The sequence below is a fragment of the Kitasatospora sp. NPDC057904 genome, assembly GCF_042887925.1.
GTDB lineage: Bacteria > Actinomycetota > Actinomycetes > Streptomycetales > Streptomycetaceae > Kitasatospora.
Genome location: NZ_JBHVOL010000022.1, coordinates 53,380 through 73,687, shown reverse-complemented (window position 1 = coordinate 73,687; position 20,308 = coordinate 53,380). Strand labels below are relative to the sequence as shown.

Sequence of the window (20,308 nt, the reverse complement as noted above, 5' to 3'; positions counted from 1 at the left end):
GTGCCGTGCGTGCTCAGGCGGGCTGGACGAGCCGGTTCTCGTAGGCGTACACGACGGCCTGGACCCGGTCGCGCAGGCCGAGCTTGAGCAGGATGCGGCTGACGTGGGTCTTGACGGTGGCCTCGGCGAGTTTGAGCTCGGCGGCGATCTCGGCGTTGGACAGGCCCCGGGCGACCGTGATCAGGACGCTGCGCTCGCGGGCGGTCAGCGCGGCGACGGCCTCCTCGCCGCGGGTGGCGCCGCGGCCGTCGGCGGGCAGGTGGGAGGCGAAGGTGTCGAGCAGGCGGCGGGTGACGCGCGGGGAGACGACCGCGTCGCCCGCCGCCACGCAGCGGATCGCGGCGAGCAGCTCGTCCGGTTCGGCGTTCTTCAGCAGGAAGCCGGAGGCCCCGGCGCGCAGCCCGGCGAAGGCGTACTCGTCGAGGTCGAAGGTGGTGAGGATGAGCACCTTGGTGTCGGGGCGCTGCTCGACGATGCGGCGGGTGGCCTCGATGCCGTCGGTGCCGGGCATGCGGACGTCCATGAGGACGACGTCGACGGGCCGCTCGACGGCCAGGCGGACGGCCTCCTCGCCGTCGCCGGCCTCGCCGGCGACCTCCAGGTCGGGCTGGGAGTCGAGGGTCATGGAGAAGGCCAGGCGCAGCAGCGGCTGGTCGTCGACCAGCAGGACCTTGATCGTCATGCGGGGCTGGGCTCCTCGTCGGTGTCGCCGGGGTGGTCGTCGGTCAGGTGGAGGGTGGCGGCCACCCGCCAGCCGCCGCCGGGGGCGGGTCCGGCGGTGAGGTTGCCGCCGTAGGCGGCGACGCGTTCGCGCATGCCGGCCAGGCCCTGGCCCAGGCCGGGGGCGGTGGCGGTGGGGCGGCCGTCGTCGCGGATCTCCAGGGTGACGGCGGCGGGGGTGGCGTGGACGGTGACGCGGGCGCGGGCGCCGGGGGCGGCGTGTTTGAGGGTGTTGGTGAGGGATTCCTGGACGAGGCGGTAGGCGGTGAGCTGGGCGCCGGGTGAGACGGCGGTGCTGTCGCCGGTGACGTGGAGGTCGGTGGGCAGGCCGGCGGCGCGCACGTGTTCGGCGAGGACGGTGAGCTGGCCGATGCCGGGCTGGGGGTGGCGCAGCGCGTCGGGTTCGTCGGCGCGCAGGACGCCGAGGAAGCGGCGCATGTCGGTGAGGGCCTGGCGGCCGGTCTCGGCGGAGCGGCGCATGGCGTCGGTGGCCTTGTCGGGGGCGGTGGCGTTGGCGTAGGCGGCGGCGTCGGCGAGGGCGACCATGACGGAGAGGTTGTGGGTGACGATGTCGTGCATCTCGCGGGCGATGCGGGAGCGTTCCTCGGCGACGGCGAGGGCGGCCTGCTGGTCGCGCTGGTGTTCCAGGTCGCGGGCGCGCTCTTGGAGGGCGGTGAGCTGGGCGCGGCGGGCGCGGACGTTGAGTCCGAGGGCGACGGCGGCCAGGACGGTGCCGGAGAACAGGACGAACACGCGCAGCCACAGCGGCAGGTGGGCGGCGTTGCCGTGTTCGGTCAGCGGGGGCCAGCGCAGCAGGGCCATGACGACGCCGAGTTCGGCGACGCCGTAGGCGATGAGGGTCAGGCGGCGCCGGCAGTGGGCGGCGACGGTGTAGAGGGCGAGCAGGACGGCCGCGTCGGCGGGCATGGGGTGGCCGGTGGCCCACTGGGCGAGGGCGGCCAGGGAGATCGCGGCGAAGACCGGGAAGGGGGCGCGCCGGCGCAGGGCGAGCGGCAGGACGAGGGCGAGCTGCAGGGCCCAGAGCCAGGGGGTGGCGTGCAGCTCGCGGCGCTGGGGCAGGGCGGTGAGCACGAGCAGGCCGAGGGCGGCGGCGGCGTCGACGAGGGCGGGGTAGCGCTCGGTGAGGACGGCCGCGCGCAGCCGGGCGAGCCCGCGCGGGACGCCGAGGCGTCCTGCGCGGGCTGCGGGGGTCCGTTCGGCGGTGGTCACGAAACCATGCTCACACGGGCGGGGCGGGTGGCTGTCATGCGTCGCGTCGCTTGAGGACGACGGCGGCGCCGATCAGGGCGGCGAGGACGTAGAGGCACATCACGCCGAAGCCGGTCCAGGGGGCGAGGTCGTGCGGGCCCTGCTGGAGGGTGGCGAGGGCCTGGCCGGCGTTGCCGGGCAGGTAGGGGGAGATGGTGTCGCGCCAGGAGCTGGGCAGGGCCTCGGTGAGCAGCGGGAGCAGCATGAGGACGCCGAAGACGCTGGCGATGCCGCCGGCGGTGTTGCGGATGAGGGTGCCCAGGCCGACGGCGAGCAGGCCGACGGCGGTGAGGTAGAGGCCCATGCCGAACACGACGCGGGTGACGCCGGGGGCGCCGAGCGTGGTGTCGAGGTGCTTGCTCGCGAGGATCGACTGGCCGACGAAGAAGGCGATCAGGCAGGCGACGGTGGAGACGGCCCAGGCGACGGCGCCGAAGACGGCGGCCTTGGCCCAGAGCACCGGCAGGCGCTTGGGGACGGCGGACAGCGAGGCGCGGATCATGCCGGTGGAGTACTCGCCGGTGATGATCAGCACGCCGAGGACGCCGATGGCCAGCTGGGCGAAGTGGTAGCCCAGGAGGCTGTGCTCGGCGGCGCCGAAGTGCATGCGTTCGTCGGCGGGCAGGTGGTCCCAGCGGCTGACCGTGCCCCAGCACAGCAGGGCGCCGAAGCCGATGGTGAGGGCGACGGTGATGCCGAGCGTCCAGTAGGTGGAGCGCAGCGAGCGGAACTTGATCCACTCGGCGTGGACGGCCCGGGCGAGGGTGACGCCGGGGCGGGCGGGCCGGGAGGAGGGGGCGAACGCCGGGGTCGCGGTGGCGGCGGCGGGGGCGGCGGGGGTGGCGGTGGTGGTCATGCGGCCATCTCCTTGACCGGCTGGGCGGGGGTGACGACGGCCTGGTACTCCACCGCGTCCTTGGTGAGCTCCATGAAGGCTTCCTCCAGGGAGGCCTGCTTGGGGGTGAGTTCGAACAGCACGAGGGAGTGGGCGGCGGCCAGGCGGCCGATGCGCTCGCAGTCGGTGCCGGTGACTTCCAGGCGGTCGCTCTCCTCGTTCTCGTCGGCCGCCTTCTCGACCTGGACGCCGTCCTGGTCGGCGAGCAGTTCGCGCAGCCGGTCCGCGTCGGGGGTGCGCACGAGGACGGCGCTGCCGGCGGCGCGGGCGGTGAACTCGGCCACCGAGGTGTCGGCGATCAGCCGGCCGCGGCCGATGACGATGAGGTGCTCGGCGGTCAGGGCCATCTCGCTCATCAGGTGGGAGGAGACGAGGACGGTGCGGCCCTCGGCGGCGAGCGACTTGAGGAGGTTGCGGATCCAGCGGATGCCCTCGGGGTCGAGGCCGTTGACCGGCTCGTCGAGGATCACCGTGGCGGGGTCGCCGAGCAGCGCGGAGGCGATGCCCAGGCGCTGGCCCATTCCGAGGGAGAACCCGCCGGCGCGCTTGCGGGCGACCTCGCGCAGGCCCACCAGGTCGACGACCTCCTCCACCCGGCGCCGGGGGATGCCGTGGGTGGCGGCGAGGGCGGCCAGGTGGTTGAAGGCGCTGCGTCCGGTGTGGACGGCCCGGGCCTCCAGCATGGCGCCGACCTCGTGCAGCGGTGCGCCGTGCTCGGCGTAGCGGCGGCCGTTGACGGTGGCGTGCCCGGCGCTGGGGGTGTCGAGGCCGAGCAGCATCCGCATGGTGGTGGACTTGCCGGCGCCGTTGGGGCCGAGGAAGCCGGTGACGATGCCGGGTCGGACGGTGAAACTCAGGTCTTCGACGGCTGTGCGTGTGCCGTAGCGCTTGGTCAGGCCGACGGCTTCGATCATGGCGGGTCCTAGCGGAGGGGGGACGGTCCGGGGTTGTCGTCTTCCACGCTAGGCACCGGGTGGGGGGGTGTTCGAGGGTCACCGGGAGGATCTTGCGGGGGGCGCGCTGGGCCGCGCGATGCACCCGGTGTACATCTCACGACGGATGCCGGGGTGTGGGGGTGCGCCGTCACGTTGGGGAGGAAACGTCACCGAACCGTGATGGTCGGGCGGCGGGTGCGGCGCTCTCTCATACATCCTTAATGTCCGCATTCGGGCACCCCGGGGCCGGGCGGGCCGGCCGTGTTTTTCCGTGCGGGGCTTGACCGCAGGTCAGAAGCCTTGCGGTGGCGGTCTCGTGCGTTGACGTGCGGGATTGGCGGCCGATAGCGTCCCGCTTGTTTTTCTTTGCCAGCTCGGGGGTGCTGGTGTCTCCCGGGCGCGTCTCTCTTCATTTCCGGAGTGCCCGTGCGTAGTGTTCGAAGACTTGCCCGGCCCCTGGGCGCGGCCCCGGCGGCATCCGCGCCGGACGGCCCCCGGGCTCCTGCTGGGCCCCTGCCCGGCGGCGGCGCGGGCAACGGCGTCCCCGCCGGCTGATCCCCTCCCGCGCACCGGCCCCGGCGGGCGCCGGCCCCGGTGCGCGATGACCACGACCCCCTGCCGTCCCGGCCGCTCCGCGCGGCGGCGGGTGTGCGGTGCGTGCTCCCCTGCCGCGCCGCCCGTCACGGAGCGATGTCCAGGATCACCGGTGTGGATTGCGGATTCCGGTGGCCCGCACGGCACCCCGGTGCCCGATTCATGATGGATTGCGAATTTCGATGAGATTGTCACTGACCTCACGGGCCCGGTCGCGCCTCGCGGCCGGGCTCGTGGCGGGCAGCCTGCTGACCGGGCTGCTCTCGACCCCGGCCCTCGCGGCCGACGCGCCGCCGACGGCGACCGCGGCGGATCCGGACCGGGTGAAGGCGGTCGCCGCCTGGCAGGCCGGCGGGCCGGCCGTGCGCCACGCCGCGGAGACCGCGCTGACCGGTTCGGCCGACGACCTGAAGGCGTTCCTGGCGAGCGGTCAGGCCACGGCCGCCGACCAGGACCTGCGGGCCAGGATCGAGGACCTGGTCGCGGACTCCGGCCCCGGGGTGCGTGACGCCGGGACGGCCGCGCTCAAGGGCTCGGCCGATGACCTGAAGAAGTTCCTCGACAAGGGCGCCCAGAAGGCCTACGAGGACGACCAGCGGGTGAAGGTCTCCCAGCTGATCGCCACCGGCGGGCCCGGGGTGAAGGCCGCGGCGTCCAAGGCCATGGACGGCTCCCTGGCCGACGTCAACCAGTTCCTGACCACCGGCCAGTTCAAGGCGAGGGACGACGACGACCGCGTCCACCTCTCGCAGCTGATGGCCTCGGGCGGGCCGGAGGTGAAGAAGGCCGCCGGCGCCGCGCTGGACGGCTCGATGGACGACGTCCAGCAGTTCCTGCAGTACGGCTACCAGACGGCGGCCGCGCACGACCAGGAGACGCTGTCCGTCGGGCAGTTGGCCGACCTGACGAAGACCGCCGCCGACCAGGCCGGCCAGCAGGCGATGACCGCCAAGGACGCGGCCGGCAAGGCCGTCGACGCCACCAGGCTCGCCAAGGAGTCGGCCGAGCGGGCCGCCGCCGAGACCAAGGCGGCACAGGGCTCGGCCGGGCAGGCGTCGAACGCCGCCGGACGCGCCGCCGACGCGGCCACCCGGGCCGCCGCCGCGGCCAAGACCGCCTCCGCGGCCGCGAGGGCCGCCAACGAGGCCTCCCGCCAGGCCGCCAACGCCGCCGCCAACGCGGCCGCTGCGGCCACCAAGGCCGGCAACGCCGCCTCCCAGGCACTGTCCGCCGCGGCCAACGCCGCGGGCGACAAGACCCAGGCCGACGCCGCCAGCCAGGCTGCGGAGACCGCCCGCAAGGCCGCAGTGGAAGCCCGCACCGCGGGCGAGGCCAGCCAGTGGGCCGGCTTCGCGGCGACCCAGGCGGGTATCGCGGCGCAGGCCGCGGCCTCCTCCGGTGCCGACGCCGCGGCCGCCGCCCAGGCCGCCGCCGACTCCGCCACCTACGCGGGCGTCTCCGACGCGGACGCCGCCCAGGCCCGCCTGGCCGCCGCCCGCGCCCGCAGCGCCGCCGCCGAGGCCACCCGCGCCGCCAACGCCACCGTCGCGATCGCCAACCAGGCCGCCGCGGCAGCGGCGGACGCCCAGCGCGCCGCCAACGACGCCGCGGCCCACGCCGAAGCCGCGGCGACCGCAGCGACGGAGGCCGCCCGGCACGCCGGCGAGTCGGCGAACTGGGCCACCATCGCGGGCACCGCCGCCGCCGCGGCCACCAGCTCCGCCGACTCGGCCGCACAGTCCGCCGCCCAGGCCCACAAGATCACCGACATCGCCCGCGCCTCCGACCAGGAGCGCCTGGACGCCCAGCAGGCCGCCGAGATGGCCGCCGCCGACGAGGCCTCGCGCGACGCGGACCTGAAGGCCAGGACCGCGGCCTGGGAGTCCGGCAAGGCAACGCAGTTCGCCGCCGACACCGACCAGCTCATCAAGGACGCCACCGCCGCCGGCACCGACGCCGGGACCGCCGTGCTCAAGGGCCGTCAGGCCGCCTTCCGGCTGCTGGACTCCGCGGGCCCGTGGACCAAGGAAGCCGCCCAGAGCGCGCTGGAGGGAGACGACAGCGCCGTCCGGACGTTCCTGGGCAGCACGCTGCCCGTCGCCCGCGACCGCGACGACCGCACCAGCGTCATGGCGATCGCCGTGTCCCCCGGCAAGCTGGAGAAGCGCCTGGCCGCCGAGACCGCGTCCGTCGGCACCCCCGACCAGGTGAAGGCCTTCCTCGCCACCGGCCAGTACCCGGGCAAGGACGACGACGACCGCGTCACCCTCTCCCAGATCATGGCCAACGGCGGCCCGGGCGTGAAGGCCGCCGCCGGCAAGGCCCTGGACGGCACCATCGACGACGTCCGCGCCTTCCTGGCCACCGGTCAGTTCAAGGCCCGCGACGACGACAACCGCGTCCAGGTCACCCAGCTGCTCACGACCGGCGGCCCCGAGGTCAAGGCCGCCGCCCAGGCCGTCCTGTCCGGCCCCGCCGACCGGCTCGTGCCGTTCCTGCAGAGCGGCCTGGCCAAGGCCCAGCAGCGCGACGCGATGACCGCCGCCCACGTGGCGACCATCCAGTCCTACCTCGCCACCATCGACGGCTCGGTCGCCCGGGCACGGCAGTACGCGGCCCAGGCCGCCCAGTCCTACGCCACCGCCCGCAACGCCGCCAACGAGGCCGCCGGCTACGCCAACCAGGCCGGCCAGTCCGCCCAGCAGGCCCAGGGCTTCGCCGCCCAGGCCGCCCAGTCCGCACAGCAGGCCCAGGCCTCCGCCGCACAGGCGGCCCAGTCCGCCCAGCAGGCCCAGGCCGCCGCGGCCTCCGCCAACGCGGCCGCCCGCAGCGCCGGCTTCTCGGCGTCGGCGGCCACCAGCTACGCCGCCCAGGCCCAGCAGTTCGCGGCCGCCGCCAAGACCGCCTCCGACCAGGCCCAGGCCTCGGCCGCCGCCGCCAAGCAGAGCGCCGACCAGGCCGCCAAGGCCGCCGCCGACGCCCAGGCCGCCGTCTGGACCAAGCAGTGCGCCGACACCGTCGACGGCGTGCTGCAGGACCAGACCGCCACGGTCGACGCCCAGGGCCGGGTCTCCTACGTCGAGGCCGTCCCCCAGGACGACATGAAGACGGACCCGGTCAAGGACGACATGTCCCACTGCACCGCCGGTGACTACACCGAGGGCCGCAGCGGCATCATCATCAAGAACATCGACCCCAAGGTCTGGCACGACAACGGCAAGGGCGACACGGTCTGTGACGTCACGGTCAACGTCAAGATCACCGGCACCGTCAACTACGTGATGAAGACCTGCCCGGAACCGGGCCTGTCGATCGTCGCCTGCGCCGGCAAGTACAGCGTCTGGAACACCGTCGTCGTCAGCAGCACCCAGGTCAGCGACCAGCGCGACGAGACCGTCCAGCTGAGCTACACCGACTACAAGCTGCACTACTCGCCGCAGGCGCAGCTGGGCAACCTGCTCTACCACGCGCTGACCGACGACTTCGTCAAGTGCTACCACGACCCCGGCCTCAACGCGTCCTGCGCGTGGGCCGCGTCCAACTTCATCCCCTACGGCACCCTCGCCAAGGGCGCCAAGGCCATCGTCGCGTTCCGCTTCGCCCTGGAGACCGGCGTCGGGATCGAGGACGCCAAGCTCGCCGTCCAGGCGACGCTCAACGGCTACAGCCAGGCCGCCATCAGCAAGCTGACCTCCACGGCCGACATCGTCGCCAAGTTCCGCCAGACCCTGGCGGACGGCGTCGGTGCCGACGCGGCGCTCCAGGCTCTGAAGAACAACTCGGACATCGAGCGGGGCCTGGTCGACCAGCTGGGCGACGAGCTCACGATCGCCAACGGCGCCCGCGCGGGGTGCCCGACCAACAGTTTCCCGGCCGGCACCAAGGTGCTCATGGGCGACGGCACCACCCGGGCCATCGAGACCCTGCACGCCGGTGACGTGGTGCTCGCGGCGGACCCCGCCACGGGAACCAGCGGGCCCCGCCCGGTGAGCGCCACCGTCTACACCCCCGACGACCGCGACTTCACCGAGCTCACGGTCCGCGCCCCCGACGGCGGCCAGGGCGCGGTCACCGCGACCGACCACCACCCGTTCTGGGTGGAGTCGGCCGGCACCTGGACCGACGCCGGCGACATCCGCCCCGGCGACACGCTGCGCACGGACACCGGCGCCGTCGTCCAGGTCGCCTCGGTCCGCCACTGGACCGGCCTGGAGCCCGCCTACAACCTCACGGTCGAAGGCCTCCACACCTACTTCGTCCTCGCGGGCGACCGCCCGCTGCTGGTGCACAACAGCAGCCTGTGCCCGTCGCGGATCTGGCAGATCCTGCAGAAGCTCGGCCGGCGGCCGGGCGACGAGGGCCCGACCGCCGGGCAGGTGCTCCTGCGCGACGGCGACAACCTGGTGGAGTGGAAGGGCCCGGTGGTCAGCGGCAGCAACGGCGACCCCGCGACCGCGGCCATGGTCCAGGACATCAGCAACTGGCTCCGGCGGCCGGGTTCCACCGTTCCCCCGGTCCCGGACAGCACGCTGATCTACCCGACCGCCGACCACGTCGAGACGAAACTCGCGTGGGTCATGGCACGGGACGACATCAAGTACGCGGAAGTCGTCATCAACAACGAGAAGGGGCTGTGCGGTCCCGCGTTCTCCTGCGGATACTCCGTTCCCGACATCCTCTACACTGACCAGATCCTGAAGGTCCGCTGGTGGAACAAGGCGGCAGGAAAGCTGGACGAGATAACGCTCTCAGGGACGAGGCCGCGCCCGTAATGATTCTTCACATGTCGTTCGACGGGGAAGACGCATATCCTTCCGGCCCCGAGGAAACCGACCGTCTGATCTCGGAGGCTTTCCACTCCGTCAGCGTGAAGGAAGTCCGTGACGGGAAGTACGTCACGGGCGGCCAGGCCTCGTTCTGCTACACCGAGCCGCCGAAGAGGTTTCCCAGCACCTACCTCTTCGTCGCGGTCAACGAGCTGAGCGGCTTCGGCGCCCTCACCTGGTGCACGGACGGACAGGCCCCCCGGAAGGGCGGGATCTACGACCACGCGTGGATCTCCGACAACCCGGACCCGTCCGGGACGGACTCCCGGCTCGTCTCGGAGACGTACCACCCGAGGTTCCACGACCGGGCGAGCGCGATTCCGCTGCCCCTGGTCCGCGCGGCCGTCGAGGAATACTGCCGGTCCGGCACCGGTGAACGCCCGGAATGCGTCGACTGGGTGAGCGGGGAGATCAGCGGCCGGCGGCACGACCGCCCGCCGTTCGAGGACGAAGTGGTCCAGGGCCACACGGAGCCGAACTGGGACACCTTCTTCGACGGAGCCCCGCGGTCCGAATGACATCGCCGGGGCGGGGACACTCCCCCGCCCCGGCCGACAGGACTGTTCACCAGCCCCGGAACACGGCGGCCGGCACCGCACGGTGCCGGCCGCCGTGCTGTGTGGGCATGCCCGCGGGGGGGCGTGCGCCGCTCACGCACCGGATCCGCACCCGGTCCGCACCGGGTTCCTCATCGGGTCCGCATCGGGTCCGCGCCCGGGGGGGCCGACTTACGGAGGAAACGTCACCGAACCGTGATAATCCTGCGACGGGCCGCCGCCCCCGTGTTCATCCGGAAATGTCCGCATTCGAACGCCCCGGCCCGCGGACGGCCCGATCGCGTTTTTCCGTGCGGGGCTTGACCCCGGGTCAGGGGTGCGCCGGGGGTGCCCGTATGCTTTGACGTGCACAATTCCGCGACGATAGCTTCCGATTGATTCTTTCTTTGCCGGCTCGGGGGCGCTGGTTTCCCCTGGGCGCATCTCTCTTCTGGAGTGCCTGTGCGTACCGTTCGCAGACTGGCCTGGCCCCTCGGCGCGGCCCTTGCGATCCCCGTCGTCGCCGCCCCGATGCCCGCCGTGGCCGCCGATGCCGCCCCGCCGAGCGCGGTGGAGGGCTTCTCCTACCCCGACGCGGCGAAGGTCCTCGCCGACCGGAACATCACCCTGAAGACCGGCGACGGCCACATCGTCCTCGCCGACTGCGCCTCGGGCCCGGGCCTGGTCCAGCTGTTCAGCCGCACGGCCAGCCCCAGCGAGGTCTGCTTCAAGATCACCGGCCCCACCGGGTACCTCGCCCTGGAGATCCCGCAGGTCTACAACATCAAGGGCGACGACCACGCGATCAAGGCCACGCTGAACACGGCGGGCACGGTCAGCAGCATCGACGTCAACAAGAACGCCTGGACCCCGGTCGGCGAGGGCGGCACCAGCGGCTCCACCACGCTGCTGGAACTGACCGCCACCGACGGACCGGCCGCCCCGGCCAACACCGACTTCCCGGCCGTCGGCACGGTCACGGCCGGGCAGCCCGGCCGTGCCGACGCCCGTTCCTGCACCGCCACCCTGGTGGACCGTTACTGGGTGCTGACCGCCGCGTCCTGCTTCGGCGACCACCCGGCCGCCGGCGCGCCCGCGACCGCGAGCACCGCCACCATCGCCGGCCGCACCATCGCCATCGCCGAGCTGGCCCCGCGCGCCGAGCGCGACCTGGTGATGGCCCGCCTGACCTCCCCGCTGGACGGCGTCGCCCCCATCGCCGTCACCGGCACCGCCCCGGCGGCCGGGGACGGCCTGCGCATCCCCGGCTACGGCCGCACCACCACCGACTGGGCGCCGCTCAAGCTCCACACCAGCGCCCACACCACCGGCGCGGTGAACCCCACCAGCATCGACACCGCCCCGGCCGCCGGCCAGGCCCCCGTCTGCCAGGGCGACACGGGCGCGCCGCTGCTGCGCGACCGCAACGGCACCCCCGAGATCGCCTCCGTCGCCTCCCTCTCCTGGCAGGGCGGGTGCCTCGGCACCCCCGCCACCGAGACCCGCACCGGCGCCACCTCCTCCCGCGTCGACGACCTCAACGCCTGGATCCAGCAGGTGAAGGCCTCCCGTCCGGGCAGCCGGCTGTTCGCCATCGGCAGCGACAACCGGATATGGGCCAACGAGGGCTCCTACTCCACGAACGTGTGGGGCACCTTCGAGGCCGTCCCCCAGAACAGCGGCATCCGCCAGGTCAGCGCCGTGACCATGGGTACCACCGTGCGCCTGTTCGCCATCGGCAGCGACCAGCGCATCTGGAGCGCGAGCAAGGACGGCGCGAACGGCACCTGGAGCGCGTTCCAGATGGTGCCGGGCAACAGCGCCATCCAGCAGGTCACCGCCGTCGCCATGGGCGACAAGGTCCGCCTGTTCGCGATCGGCGGCGACGGCCAGATCTGGACCTCCACCGGCGACTACACGGCCGGCACCTGGAGCACCTTCCAGGCCATCCCCAGCAGCGCCATCAAGAACATCACCGCCGTCGCCATGGGCGACAAGGTCCGCCTGTTCGCCGTCGGCGGCGACGGCCAGATCTGGACCACCACGGGCGACTACACGGCCGGCACCTGGAGCACCTTCCAGGCCATCCCCAGCAGCGCCATCAAGAACATCACCGCCGCCACCATCGGCAACACCGTGCACCTGTTCGCCGTCGGCGGCGACGACCGCATCTGGACCACCACCGGCGACTACACGGCCGGCACCTGGACCACGTTCAACGCCGTGCCCAACGCCGCCGGCGTCAAGCAGGTCGCCGCCACCACCATCGGCGACACCGCCCGCCTGTTCGCCATCGGCGCCGACGACCGCATCTGGACCGCCGACCAGAAGGCCGACAACAGCTGGACCACCTTCTACGCCGTCGCCAGCAGCGGCATCCAGGGCATCGCCGCCACCCCGGCCGGCTGACACCCGCGCACCCATCGGGCGCCCGGCGGGGGCCGGGCGCCCGATGCGATCCACCCGGGAACTCCGTTCAGCCGAACCGGAATTCCCGGCTGCCGAGGCCGCCGGATCCACGGATCCGCCCACCTGCGCGTCCCTTTCTCCCGCTCTTGGCCAGGCATGCCTGGTTGCTCTTTCCAGGTTGCTCTTTCCAGCACGGGACGTGACCGCTCGTCAGCGGCCCACCGGAAGACTCCCCGCACGCTTCGACGCGCGCGATTCCACCACCCTGCTCACCGGCTGCCGGCAGCAGGAGCCCACGGACGTCGCTTCCGACGCCGTGCCGCGGGGCGGCACGCACCCCGGCTCCCGGGCGCGGCCACCCCGTCGGCCCCCTGGCCCGCCGGACGGACGCAGGGCCACCCCGCGCACGTGCCACGGCGCTTGCCGCCTCTCCGCGCGCACCCCGAAGAACTTTTTCCCGCACCGCCGGCGCCCCCGTCGGCGGTTCTTCACGGCACTCCGGTGCCCAGATCAGGATGGATTGCGAACTTCCATGCGGATGTCACTGACATCACGGGCCCGATCACGGCTGGCAGCCGGGTTCGTGGCCGGCAGCCTGCTGACCGGGCTGCTCTCGACCCCGGCCCTCGCGGCCGACGCGCCGCCGACGGCGACCGCGGCGAACCCCGACCGGGTCAAGGCGGTCGCCGCCTGGCAGGCCGGCGGACCGGCCGTGCGGCACGCCGCCGAGACCGCGCTGACCGGCAGCGGCGACGACCTGACGGCGTTCCTGGCGAGCGGCCAGGCCGCAGCGACCGACCAGGACCTGCGCACCAAGATCGAGAACCTGGTCGCGAACTCCGGCCCCGGCGTGCGCGATGCCGGACAGGCCGCGCTCAAGGGCTCGGCCGACGACCTGAAGAAGTTCCTCGCCACCGGCGCCCAGAAGGCCTACGAGGACGACCAGCGGGTCCGGCTGTCGCAGATCATGGCCGCCGGCGGCCCCGGTGTGAAGGCCGCGGCCGCCAAGGCGCTCGACGGCACCATGACGGACGTCAACCAGTTCCTCAACGAAGGCCAGTTCAAGGCCAAGGACGACGACGACCGCGTCCACCTCTCCCAGCTGATGGCCTCCGGCGGGCCGGAGGTGAAGAAGGCCGCCGGCGCAGCGCTGGACGGCTCGATGGACGACGTCCAGCTGTTCCTGCAGTACGGCTACCAGACCGCCGCCGCCCACGACCAGGAGACCCTGACGGTCGCCCAGCTGGCCGACCTGACGAAGAACGCCACCGCCCAGGCCGGGCAGCAGGCGATGGCCGCCAAGGACGCGGCGGGCAAGGCACTGGACGCCACCCGTCTGGCCAAGGAGGCCTCCGAGCGCGCCGCCAACGAGACCAAGGCCGCCCAGGGTTCGGCCGGGCAGGCGTCGAACGCGGCCAACCGCGCCGCCGACGCCGCCACCCGCGCCGCCGCCGCGGCCAAGACCGCCTCCGCGGCCGCGAGGGCCGCCAACGAGGCGTCCCGCCAGGCCGCCAACGCCGCCGCCGACGCCGCGTCCGCCGCGACGAAGGCGGGCAACGCCGCCTCCAGGGCGCTCTCCGCCGCGGCCGGCGCCGCCGGTGACGCCGGGCAGGCCGACGCGGCCCGCAACGCTGCCGTCACCGCCCGCGACGCCGCCGTCCAGGCCCGCACCGCGGGCGAGGCCAGCCAGTGGGCCGGCTTCGCGGCCGCCCAGGCAGGCGCCGCCGCGCAGGCCGCCGCCTCCTCCGGCACGAACGCCGCCGCGGCCGCCCAGGCCGCCGCCGAGGCCGCCGACTACTCCGGCGTGTCCGCCGAGGACGCCGCCCGCGCCCGCAACGCGGCCGCCCACGCCCGGAGCGCCGCCGCCGAGGCCACCCGCGCCGCCAACGCCACCGTCGCGATCGCCAACCAGGCGGCCGCCGCGGCCGGCGACGCGCAGCGCGCCGCCAACGACGCGGCCGCCCACGCGGAAGCCGCGGCCACCGCGGCCGAGCAGGCAGCCCAGCACGCCGGTGACGCGAACACCGCGGCCAACGTCGCGCAGGCCGCCGCCACCGCGGCCGACGCCGACGCCAACTCCGCGGCGAACTCCGCGGCCCAGGCCCACAAGGTCGCCGACATCGCCCGCGCCTCCGACGCCGAGCGCCTCGCCGGCCAGCAGGCCGCCGAGATGGCAGCGGCCGACGAGGCCTCGCGCGACGCGGACCTGAAGGCGAAGACCGCGGCGTGGGAGGCCGGCAAGGCCACCCAGTTCGCGGCCGACACCGACCAGCTGGTCAAGGACGCGACCGCGTCCGGCGTCGATGCGAAGACCGCCGTGCTGAAGGGCCGTCAGGCCGCCTTCCGGCTGCTGGACGCCGGCGGTCCGTGGACCAAGGCCGCCGCCCAGACCGCGCTGGAGGGCGACGACAGCGCCGTCCAGACGTTCCTGGGCAGCGGTCTGCCGACCGCGCGCGACTACGACGACCGCACCAGCGTGATGGCGATCTCCCAGGCGCCGGGCAAGCTGGAACGCCGCCTCGCCGCGGAGACCGCCTCGGTCGGCACCGCCGACCAGGTGCGCGCGTTCCTGGCCACCGGCCAGTACCCGGGCAAGGACGACGACGACCGCGTCGCCCTCTCGCAGATCATGGCCACGGGTGGCCCGGGCGTGAAGGCCGCGGCCGGCAAGGCCCTGGACGGCACGATCGACGACGTCCGCGCCTTCCTGACCACCGGCCAGTTCAAGGCCCGCGACGACGACAACCGCGTCCAGGTGACGCAGGCCCTGGCCAGTGGCGGCCCCGAGGTCAAGGCGGCCGCGCAGGCCGTCCTGTCCGGCCCCGCCGACCGGCTCGTGCCGTTCCTGCAGAGCGGTCTGGCCAAGGCCCAGCAGCGCGACGCGATGACCGCCTCACACGTGGCCACCGTCGCGGCCTACCTGGCCACCATCGACGGATCGGTCGCCCAGGCGCGCCAGTACGCGGCGCAGGCCGCCCAGTCGTACGCCACCGCGCGCGGCGCGGCCAACGAGGCCGCCGGCTACGCCAACCAGGCCGGCCAGTCCGCCCAGCAGGCCCAGAACTTCGCGGCCCAGGCCGCGCAGTCCGCCCAGGCCGCGCAGGCGTCCGCCGCCCAGGCGGCCCAGTCCGCCAAGCAGGCCCAGGCCTCCGCCGCCAACGCCAACGCGGCCGCCCGCAGCGCCGACTTCTCGGCCGCGGCGGCCACCAGCTACGCCAACCAGGCGCAGCAGTACGCCTCCGCCGCGAAGACCGCCTCCGACCAGGCCCAGGCCTCCGCCGCCGCGGCTGCCAAGAGCCGCGACGAGGCGCAGCAGGCCGCCAACGCCGCCCGGGACGCCTACTTCACGAAGCAGTGCACCGACACCATCGAGGGCGCGCTGGAGGACCAGACCGCCACGGTCGACGCCCAGGGCCGGGTCTCCTACGTCGTGGCCGACCCGCAGAGCGACATGAAGGCCGACCCGGTCAAGGACAACATGGGTCACTGCACCGCCGGTGACTTCGTCATGGGCCGCGGCGACGTCCTGCTGAAGAACGTCGACCCCAAGGTCTGGCACCAGAACGACAAGGGCCAGGACGTCTGTGACCTCACGGTGACCGTCCACGTCACCGGCACGGTCAACTACGTGATGAAGACCTGCCCGGAGCCGGGCCTGTCGATCGCGGCCTGCACCGGCAAGTACAGCGTCTGGAACACCGTCGTCGTCAGCAGCACCAAGGTCGACGACCAGCGTGACCAGAACGTCCAGATCACCTACTTCGACTACAAGGCGCACTACTCGCCGGAGGCGGTCCGCGGCCAGATCCTGTGGCACGCGCTGACCGACGACTTCGTCAAGTGCTACCACGACTTCGGCTTCAACAGCTCGTGCGCGTGGGCGGCGTCCAACCTCATCCCGTACGGCACCCTCGCCAAGGGCGCCAAGGCCGTGGTGGCGTTCCGCTTCGCGCTGGAGACGGGCGTCGGCATCGAGGACGCCAAGATCGCCGTCCAGGCGACGCTCAACGGCTACAGCCAGGCGGCCATCAACAAGCTGACGTCGACGGCGGACGCGGTCGCGAAGTTCCGCCTCACCCTGAAGGACGGCGTCGGAACCGAAGAGGCGCTCAAGGCCCTGAGGCAGGACCAGAACGTCGACCGCACGTTGGTCGACGAGCTCGCGGACGAGGCCTCGCTCGGGGCCGACCTGCGCAAGGGCTGCCTCGTGACGCGCAACAGCTTCCCGGCCGGCACCCTCGTACTGATGGCCGACGGCACCCGCCGTCCCATCGAGCAGATCCGCGTCGGGGACACGGTCACGGCCACCGACCCGGCCACCGGCGCCACGACCGCGCAGCGCGTCGAGAACACCATCTACACCCCCGACGACCGTGACTTCACCGAACTCACGATCACCGCGCCCGACGGCACCACCTCGCCCGTCACCTCCACCGACCACCACCCGTACTGGTCGGAGAGCGCCCACGACTGGCGCGACGCCGCCGGCCTGACCGTCGGTGACACCCTGCGCACCTCCGACGGCCAGACCGCCCGGATCACCGCCACCCGGCACTGGACCACGCTCCAGCCCGCCTACAACCTCACCGTCGGCAGTGTTCACACGTATTACGTATTCGCCGGCAATGCGCCGGTCCTGGTACACAACAGCACGTGTGAACCGCAGTTCCGCACGGACACCTCGCACATTTTCCGCACCGGTCATCCCGGACACCTCACGACCGACACCCCGGAGAACCGTGCGCTGATCATGCGCGCGATCCACCCGGACAACCTCCGTACGACGATCACGCTTCCCAACGATGGCGGCACGCTCGACAAGTACTTCCTGACGCTGCCGGACGGCACCCAGGCGTGGGCGGAGGTGCGGAACGGAACTACCATCACGAACGGAGGATTGAATCCGACCCCCCGATAGTAAGGTCTTCATGAGCAGCTATTCGATGAACGAGCACGAGGCGTTCGAGGCGATGTCGAAGTTCATTTGGCAATTCGCCAACCGCGCAGGAGACGATCTGCTGACGCTGCTGGGGGACATCTCGCTGGAAGCGGACGGGAAGCCCACCGATCCGGCGGCATGGACGGACTGGATGGAATGCGTCCGGGCGACCATGGAGAAGAATTCGTAAGCTGGCCGCGGAGCCGGGTGGATCCCGGTTGAACCGACCACTCCGGGACGTTCCCGGTGGATGACGGAGGCCCCGTCGGAGTGAACTCCGGCGGGGCCTCCGGCCGTCCGGCGCCACCCCGGGGGCGGTCGAACCGGGCCGGGAGCCCCGCGCAACAGTGCCATGTCACACCCTTGCGGTGGCATATAACCTGTGACATTGTTCTGACCCTGAATCCGGTGACAGGTTGTCGTCAAGGTCCCCCTCCCTCACGCCTCGTGGCTGACGCTCCGTTACTCATCTCCCCCACTCAGGACAAGGACACCGCAGTGCGTCTGCGCCAATCCCTTCCCCTTCTGGTGGCCGGTGCCCTCGCCGGCTCCGCGTTCATGCTGCCGACCCCCGCCCTCGCCTCGCCCGCGGCGGCTCCCGTGAAGGCCGCCGCGCCGGCCGCGCCCGCGCCGTTCGGGGCCGAGATAGCCTCCCCGGCGTCCGAGGCGATAGGACGCACGGCCGCCCCGCTGGCGGCCGACCGGCTCGGGCAGGCCCTGCAGCCGGCCGGGACGGCCGTGCAGAGCGGCCCGTCCGCGGGTGCCAAGCAGCCCGCTCCCGCCCCCGTGAAGCACGCGTTCGCCGCCGCCAAGTCCGGTGCGGACGCGGCTGGTTGCACGCCGGCCGACTTCGGCTCCCGCAGTGGCGCCGACCTGGTCTCCTTCGTCCAGGGCTCGACCACGGACTGCGTCAACACGCTGTTCAACGTCACCGGGACCGACGCCGGGAACGTCTTCAAGCAGTCCCAGATGCTCACCGTCGCCGCCGCCTTCCAGGCCCAGGCCGCGCACTACACCGGCGACAACTCCACCGGCATCCTGCAGCTCGTGCTGTTCCTGCGGGCCGGCTTCTACGTCCAGTCCAACAACGCCTCCGCCGTCGGCCCCTACGACGCCTCGCTCACCGCCGCCGTCAAGGCCGGCCTCGACGCGTTCTTCGCCGGCGCGCGCTGGCACGACGTCACCGACGCCAACGGCCTCGTGCTCTACGACGTGCTGGTCCTCACCGACAGCGCCAACATCCAGGCCCGCTACCTGAACGTCTACAAGCAGGTCCTGAACGGCTACGACAACGGCTACAACGCCTTCCCGAAGATGGTGAAGGCCGTCAACGCCGTCCTGTTCGCACCGCTGTGGCGGGCCAACTGGAACCCCGACTACGTCAGCGCGGTCGCCGCCGACCCGAGCGTGATCACGGCCCTCGCGAACTTCGCGCAGAACCACAAGGACCTGCTCGGCACCGCCAACCAGTTCCTCGACGTCAACGCCGGCAACGACCTCGCCCGCACCGCCGGCGACGGCGGCTCCGTCGCCGCGTTCACCCGGCCCCTGGTCAAGCAGGTCCTCGACACCACCCCGGTCACCGGCAGCACCGGCCCGCTGTACGTGTACACCGCGTACAACGCCAACCAGTACGACGGCGCGCAGTGCTCGTCCTACGGCACCTGCGACCTGCCCGGCAAGCTCACCGCCGCCGTCCTGCCCAATACGCTGGTGTGCGACAACCGCACCATCCGCGGCGAGGCCCTGTCCGCCGCGGACCTGGCCACCGTCTGCGCCAGCCTGCGCGGCGAGGACGGCTTCTTCCACACCATGGTCAAGGACAACGGCCCCGTCCCGAACCAGTACGGCAAGACCATCACCCTCGCCGTCTTCAAGAACCAGGCCGACTACCTCACCTACTCCTGGGCCATCTACAACAACTCCACCAACAACGGCGGCCAGACCGTCATGGACGTCACCGACCCCAACAACCAGCCGGTGTCGGTCATGTACCAGAAGTCGTGGAACGACGGCTTCCCCGCCAACGTGTGGAACCTCAACCACGAGTACACGCACTACCTCGACAACATCTACGACATGAAGGGCAACTTCGGCACCGAGATCTCCGTCCCGGACATCTGGTGGATCGAGGGCGTCGCCGAGTACGAGTCCTACAGCTACCGCGGCACCACCGACACCCAGGCGATGACCGAGGCCGCCGCGCACCGCTACAAGCTGAGCACCGTCTTCCAGAACACGTACGACAACTCGGACTCGGTGCGCACCTACCCGTGGGGCTACCTGGCGGTGCGCTACATGCTGGAGAAGCACCCCTCCGACGTGTACAGCATGCTCGGCCACTTCCGCACCGGTGACTACCAGGGCGGCTACGCGGTCTACAACGGCCTCGGCACCTCCTACGACGCCGACTTCGACGCCTGGCTGAACGCCTGCGCCGCCGGCGCCTGCTACGCCGACGGCCCCACCGCCCTGTTCGGCCAGTCCGTCAACGGCGCCACCGTCACCCTGAACGACAAGTCCGTGGAGACCAACTCCCAGGCGAAGCTGGCCTCCTGGCACTGGACCTTCGGCGACGGCACCTCCTCCGACCAGCAGAACCCGGTGCACACCTACGCCAACCCCGGCACCTACACGGTCGCCCTGACCGTCACCGACAGCGCCGGCAAGAGCGCCAGCACCCCGTCCTCCGTCACCGTCGCCACCGGCGCCGGCACCACCCTGCCGACCTGCACCGACCCGCGCACCGACGCGCTCGGCCAGAACTGCTCGCGGCCCGGCCAGGCCCGCACCGCCGGCAGCCTCGACTACTTCTACGTCTACCTGCCGGCCGGCACCAGCACGCTGAAGGTCTCCACCTCCGGCGGCACCGGCAACGCCTCGCTCTACTACAACGCCGACACCTGGGCCTCCCCGAGCGCCTTCACCGCCTCCTCCACCGGCCCCGGCACCGCCCAGAGCCTCACCGTCACCAACCCGACGGCCGGCTACCGCTACATCAGCCTCTACGCCAACACCGACTTCAGCGGCGTGACGGTCAGCACCCAGTACTGACCCGCGCACCGCAACGGCGAAGGGCGGCGGGGGGCCCCCGGGGGGGGGGGGGGCCGGGGGGGGGGGGGGGGGGCGGGGGGGGGGGGGGGGGCCGGGCCCCCGGCCCCCCCCCGGCCCCGCGGCGCCGCCGC

Annotated in this window: 10 protein-coding genes; 6 read left to right on the top strand and 4 right to left on the bottom strand. The window is 72.8% G+C overall.

Going from position 1 to position 20,308, the window contains the following annotated elements:
- Positions 1-13 precede the first annotated feature (13 nt).
- From ACFVSN_RS36635 to ACFVSN_RS36620, 4 genes are read right to left on the bottom strand one after another with little or no spacing between them, the layout of a single operon-like run.
- Complete coding sequence (locus ACFVSN_RS36635; RefSeq protein WP_359970122.1) at positions 14-682, bottom strand: response regulator transcription factor; 669 nt, start codon at positions 680-682, stop codon at positions 14-16.
- Positions 679-1,950 (bottom strand): sensor histidine kinase, encoded by a 1,272-nt coding sequence (locus tag ACFVSN_RS36630; RefSeq protein ID WP_380443285.1) that lies wholly within the window; start codon positions 1,948-1,950, stop codon positions 679-681. Before ACFVSN_RS36630 ends, ACFVSN_RS36635 begins: the two co-directional genes overlap by 4 nt.
- A gap of 34 nt (positions 1,951-1,984) precedes the next feature.
- Entirely contained in the window at positions 1,985-2,845 is an 861-nt protein-coding gene (locus ACFVSN_RS36625) for an ABC transporter permease subunit (protein WP_380443283.1), read from the bottom strand.
- On the bottom strand, positions 2,842-3,798 hold the full coding sequence (locus ACFVSN_RS36620) for an ABC transporter ATP-binding protein (protein WP_387957729.1): 957 nt from the start codon (positions 3,796-3,798) through the stop codon (positions 2,842-2,844). Before ACFVSN_RS36620 ends, ACFVSN_RS36625 begins: the two co-directional genes overlap by 4 nt.
- Before the next feature lie 797 nt (positions 3,799-4,595).
- On the opposite strand from ACFVSN_RS36620, the gene ACFVSN_RS36615 reads away from it, so the two are divergent.
- The 6 genes from ACFVSN_RS36615 (at position 4,596) to ACFVSN_RS36590 (ending at position 20,177) form a co-directional block, all read left to right on the top strand.
- The gene (locus ACFVSN_RS36615; RefSeq protein WP_387957727.1) at positions 4,596-9,185 is read left to right on the top strand and encodes a polymorphic toxin-type HINT domain-containing protein; all 4,590 of its coding nucleotides are present in this window, start codon (positions 4,596-4,598) and stop codon (positions 9,183-9,185) included.
- Positions 9,185-9,757, top strand: coding sequence for an Imm1 family immunity protein (locus ACFVSN_RS36610; protein WP_387957725.1), 573 nt, complete (start codon positions 9,185-9,187; stop codon positions 9,755-9,757). The genes ACFVSN_RS36615 and ACFVSN_RS36610 overlap by 1 nt, the downstream gene beginning before the upstream one ends.
- A gap of 480 nt (positions 9,758-10,237) precedes the next feature.
- Complete coding sequence (locus tag ACFVSN_RS36605; protein WP_387957723.1) at positions 10,238-12,184, top strand: trypsin-like serine protease; 1,947 nt, start codon at positions 10,238-10,240, stop codon at positions 12,182-12,184.
- 532 nt (positions 12,185-12,716) lie between these two features.
- Complete coding sequence (locus ACFVSN_RS36600) at positions 12,717-17,102, top strand: polymorphic toxin-type HINT domain-containing protein (RefSeq protein WP_387957721.1); 4,386 nt, start codon at positions 12,717-12,719, stop codon at positions 17,100-17,102.
- 10 nt (positions 17,103-17,112) lie between these two features.
- On the top strand, positions 17,113-17,313 hold the full coding sequence (locus ACFVSN_RS36595) for a hypothetical protein (RefSeq protein WP_387957719.1): 201 nt from the start codon (positions 17,113-17,115) through the stop codon (positions 17,311-17,313).
- Positions 17,314-17,621: 308 nt separating this feature from the next.
- Positions 17,622-20,177, top strand: a complete 2,556-nt coding sequence (locus ACFVSN_RS36590) for a collagenase (protein ID WP_387957717.1) — start codon at positions 17,622-17,624, stop codon at positions 20,175-20,177.
- Positions 20,178-20,308: the final 131 nt, after the last annotated feature.

Coding starts and splice junctions, on each gene's coding strand:
- ACFVSN_RS36615 (WP_387957727.1), top strand. CDS start 4,596: ATGAGATTGTCACTGACCTCACGGGCCCGGTCGCGCCTCGCGGCCGGG.
- ACFVSN_RS36625 (WP_380443283.1), bottom strand. CDS start 2,845: ATGACCACCACCGCCACCCCCGCCGCCCCCGCCGCCGCCACCGCGACC.
- ACFVSN_RS36635 (WP_359970122.1), bottom strand. CDS start 682: ATGACGATCAAGGTCCTGCTGGTCGACGACCAGCCGCTGCTGCGCCTG.
- ACFVSN_RS36600 (WP_387957721.1), top strand. CDS start 12,717: ATGCGGATGTCACTGACATCACGGGCCCGATCACGGCTGGCAGCCGGG.
- ACFVSN_RS36610 (WP_387957725.1), top strand. CDS start 9,185: ATGATTCTTCACATGTCGTTCGACGGGGAAGACGCATATCCTTCCGGC.
- ACFVSN_RS36620 (WP_387957729.1), bottom strand. CDS start 3,798: ATGATCGAAGCCGTCGGCCTGACCAAGCGCTACGGCACACGCACAGCC.
- ACFVSN_RS36595 (WP_387957719.1), top strand. CDS start 17,113: ATGAGCAGCTATTCGATGAACGAGCACGAGGCGTTCGAGGCGATGTCG.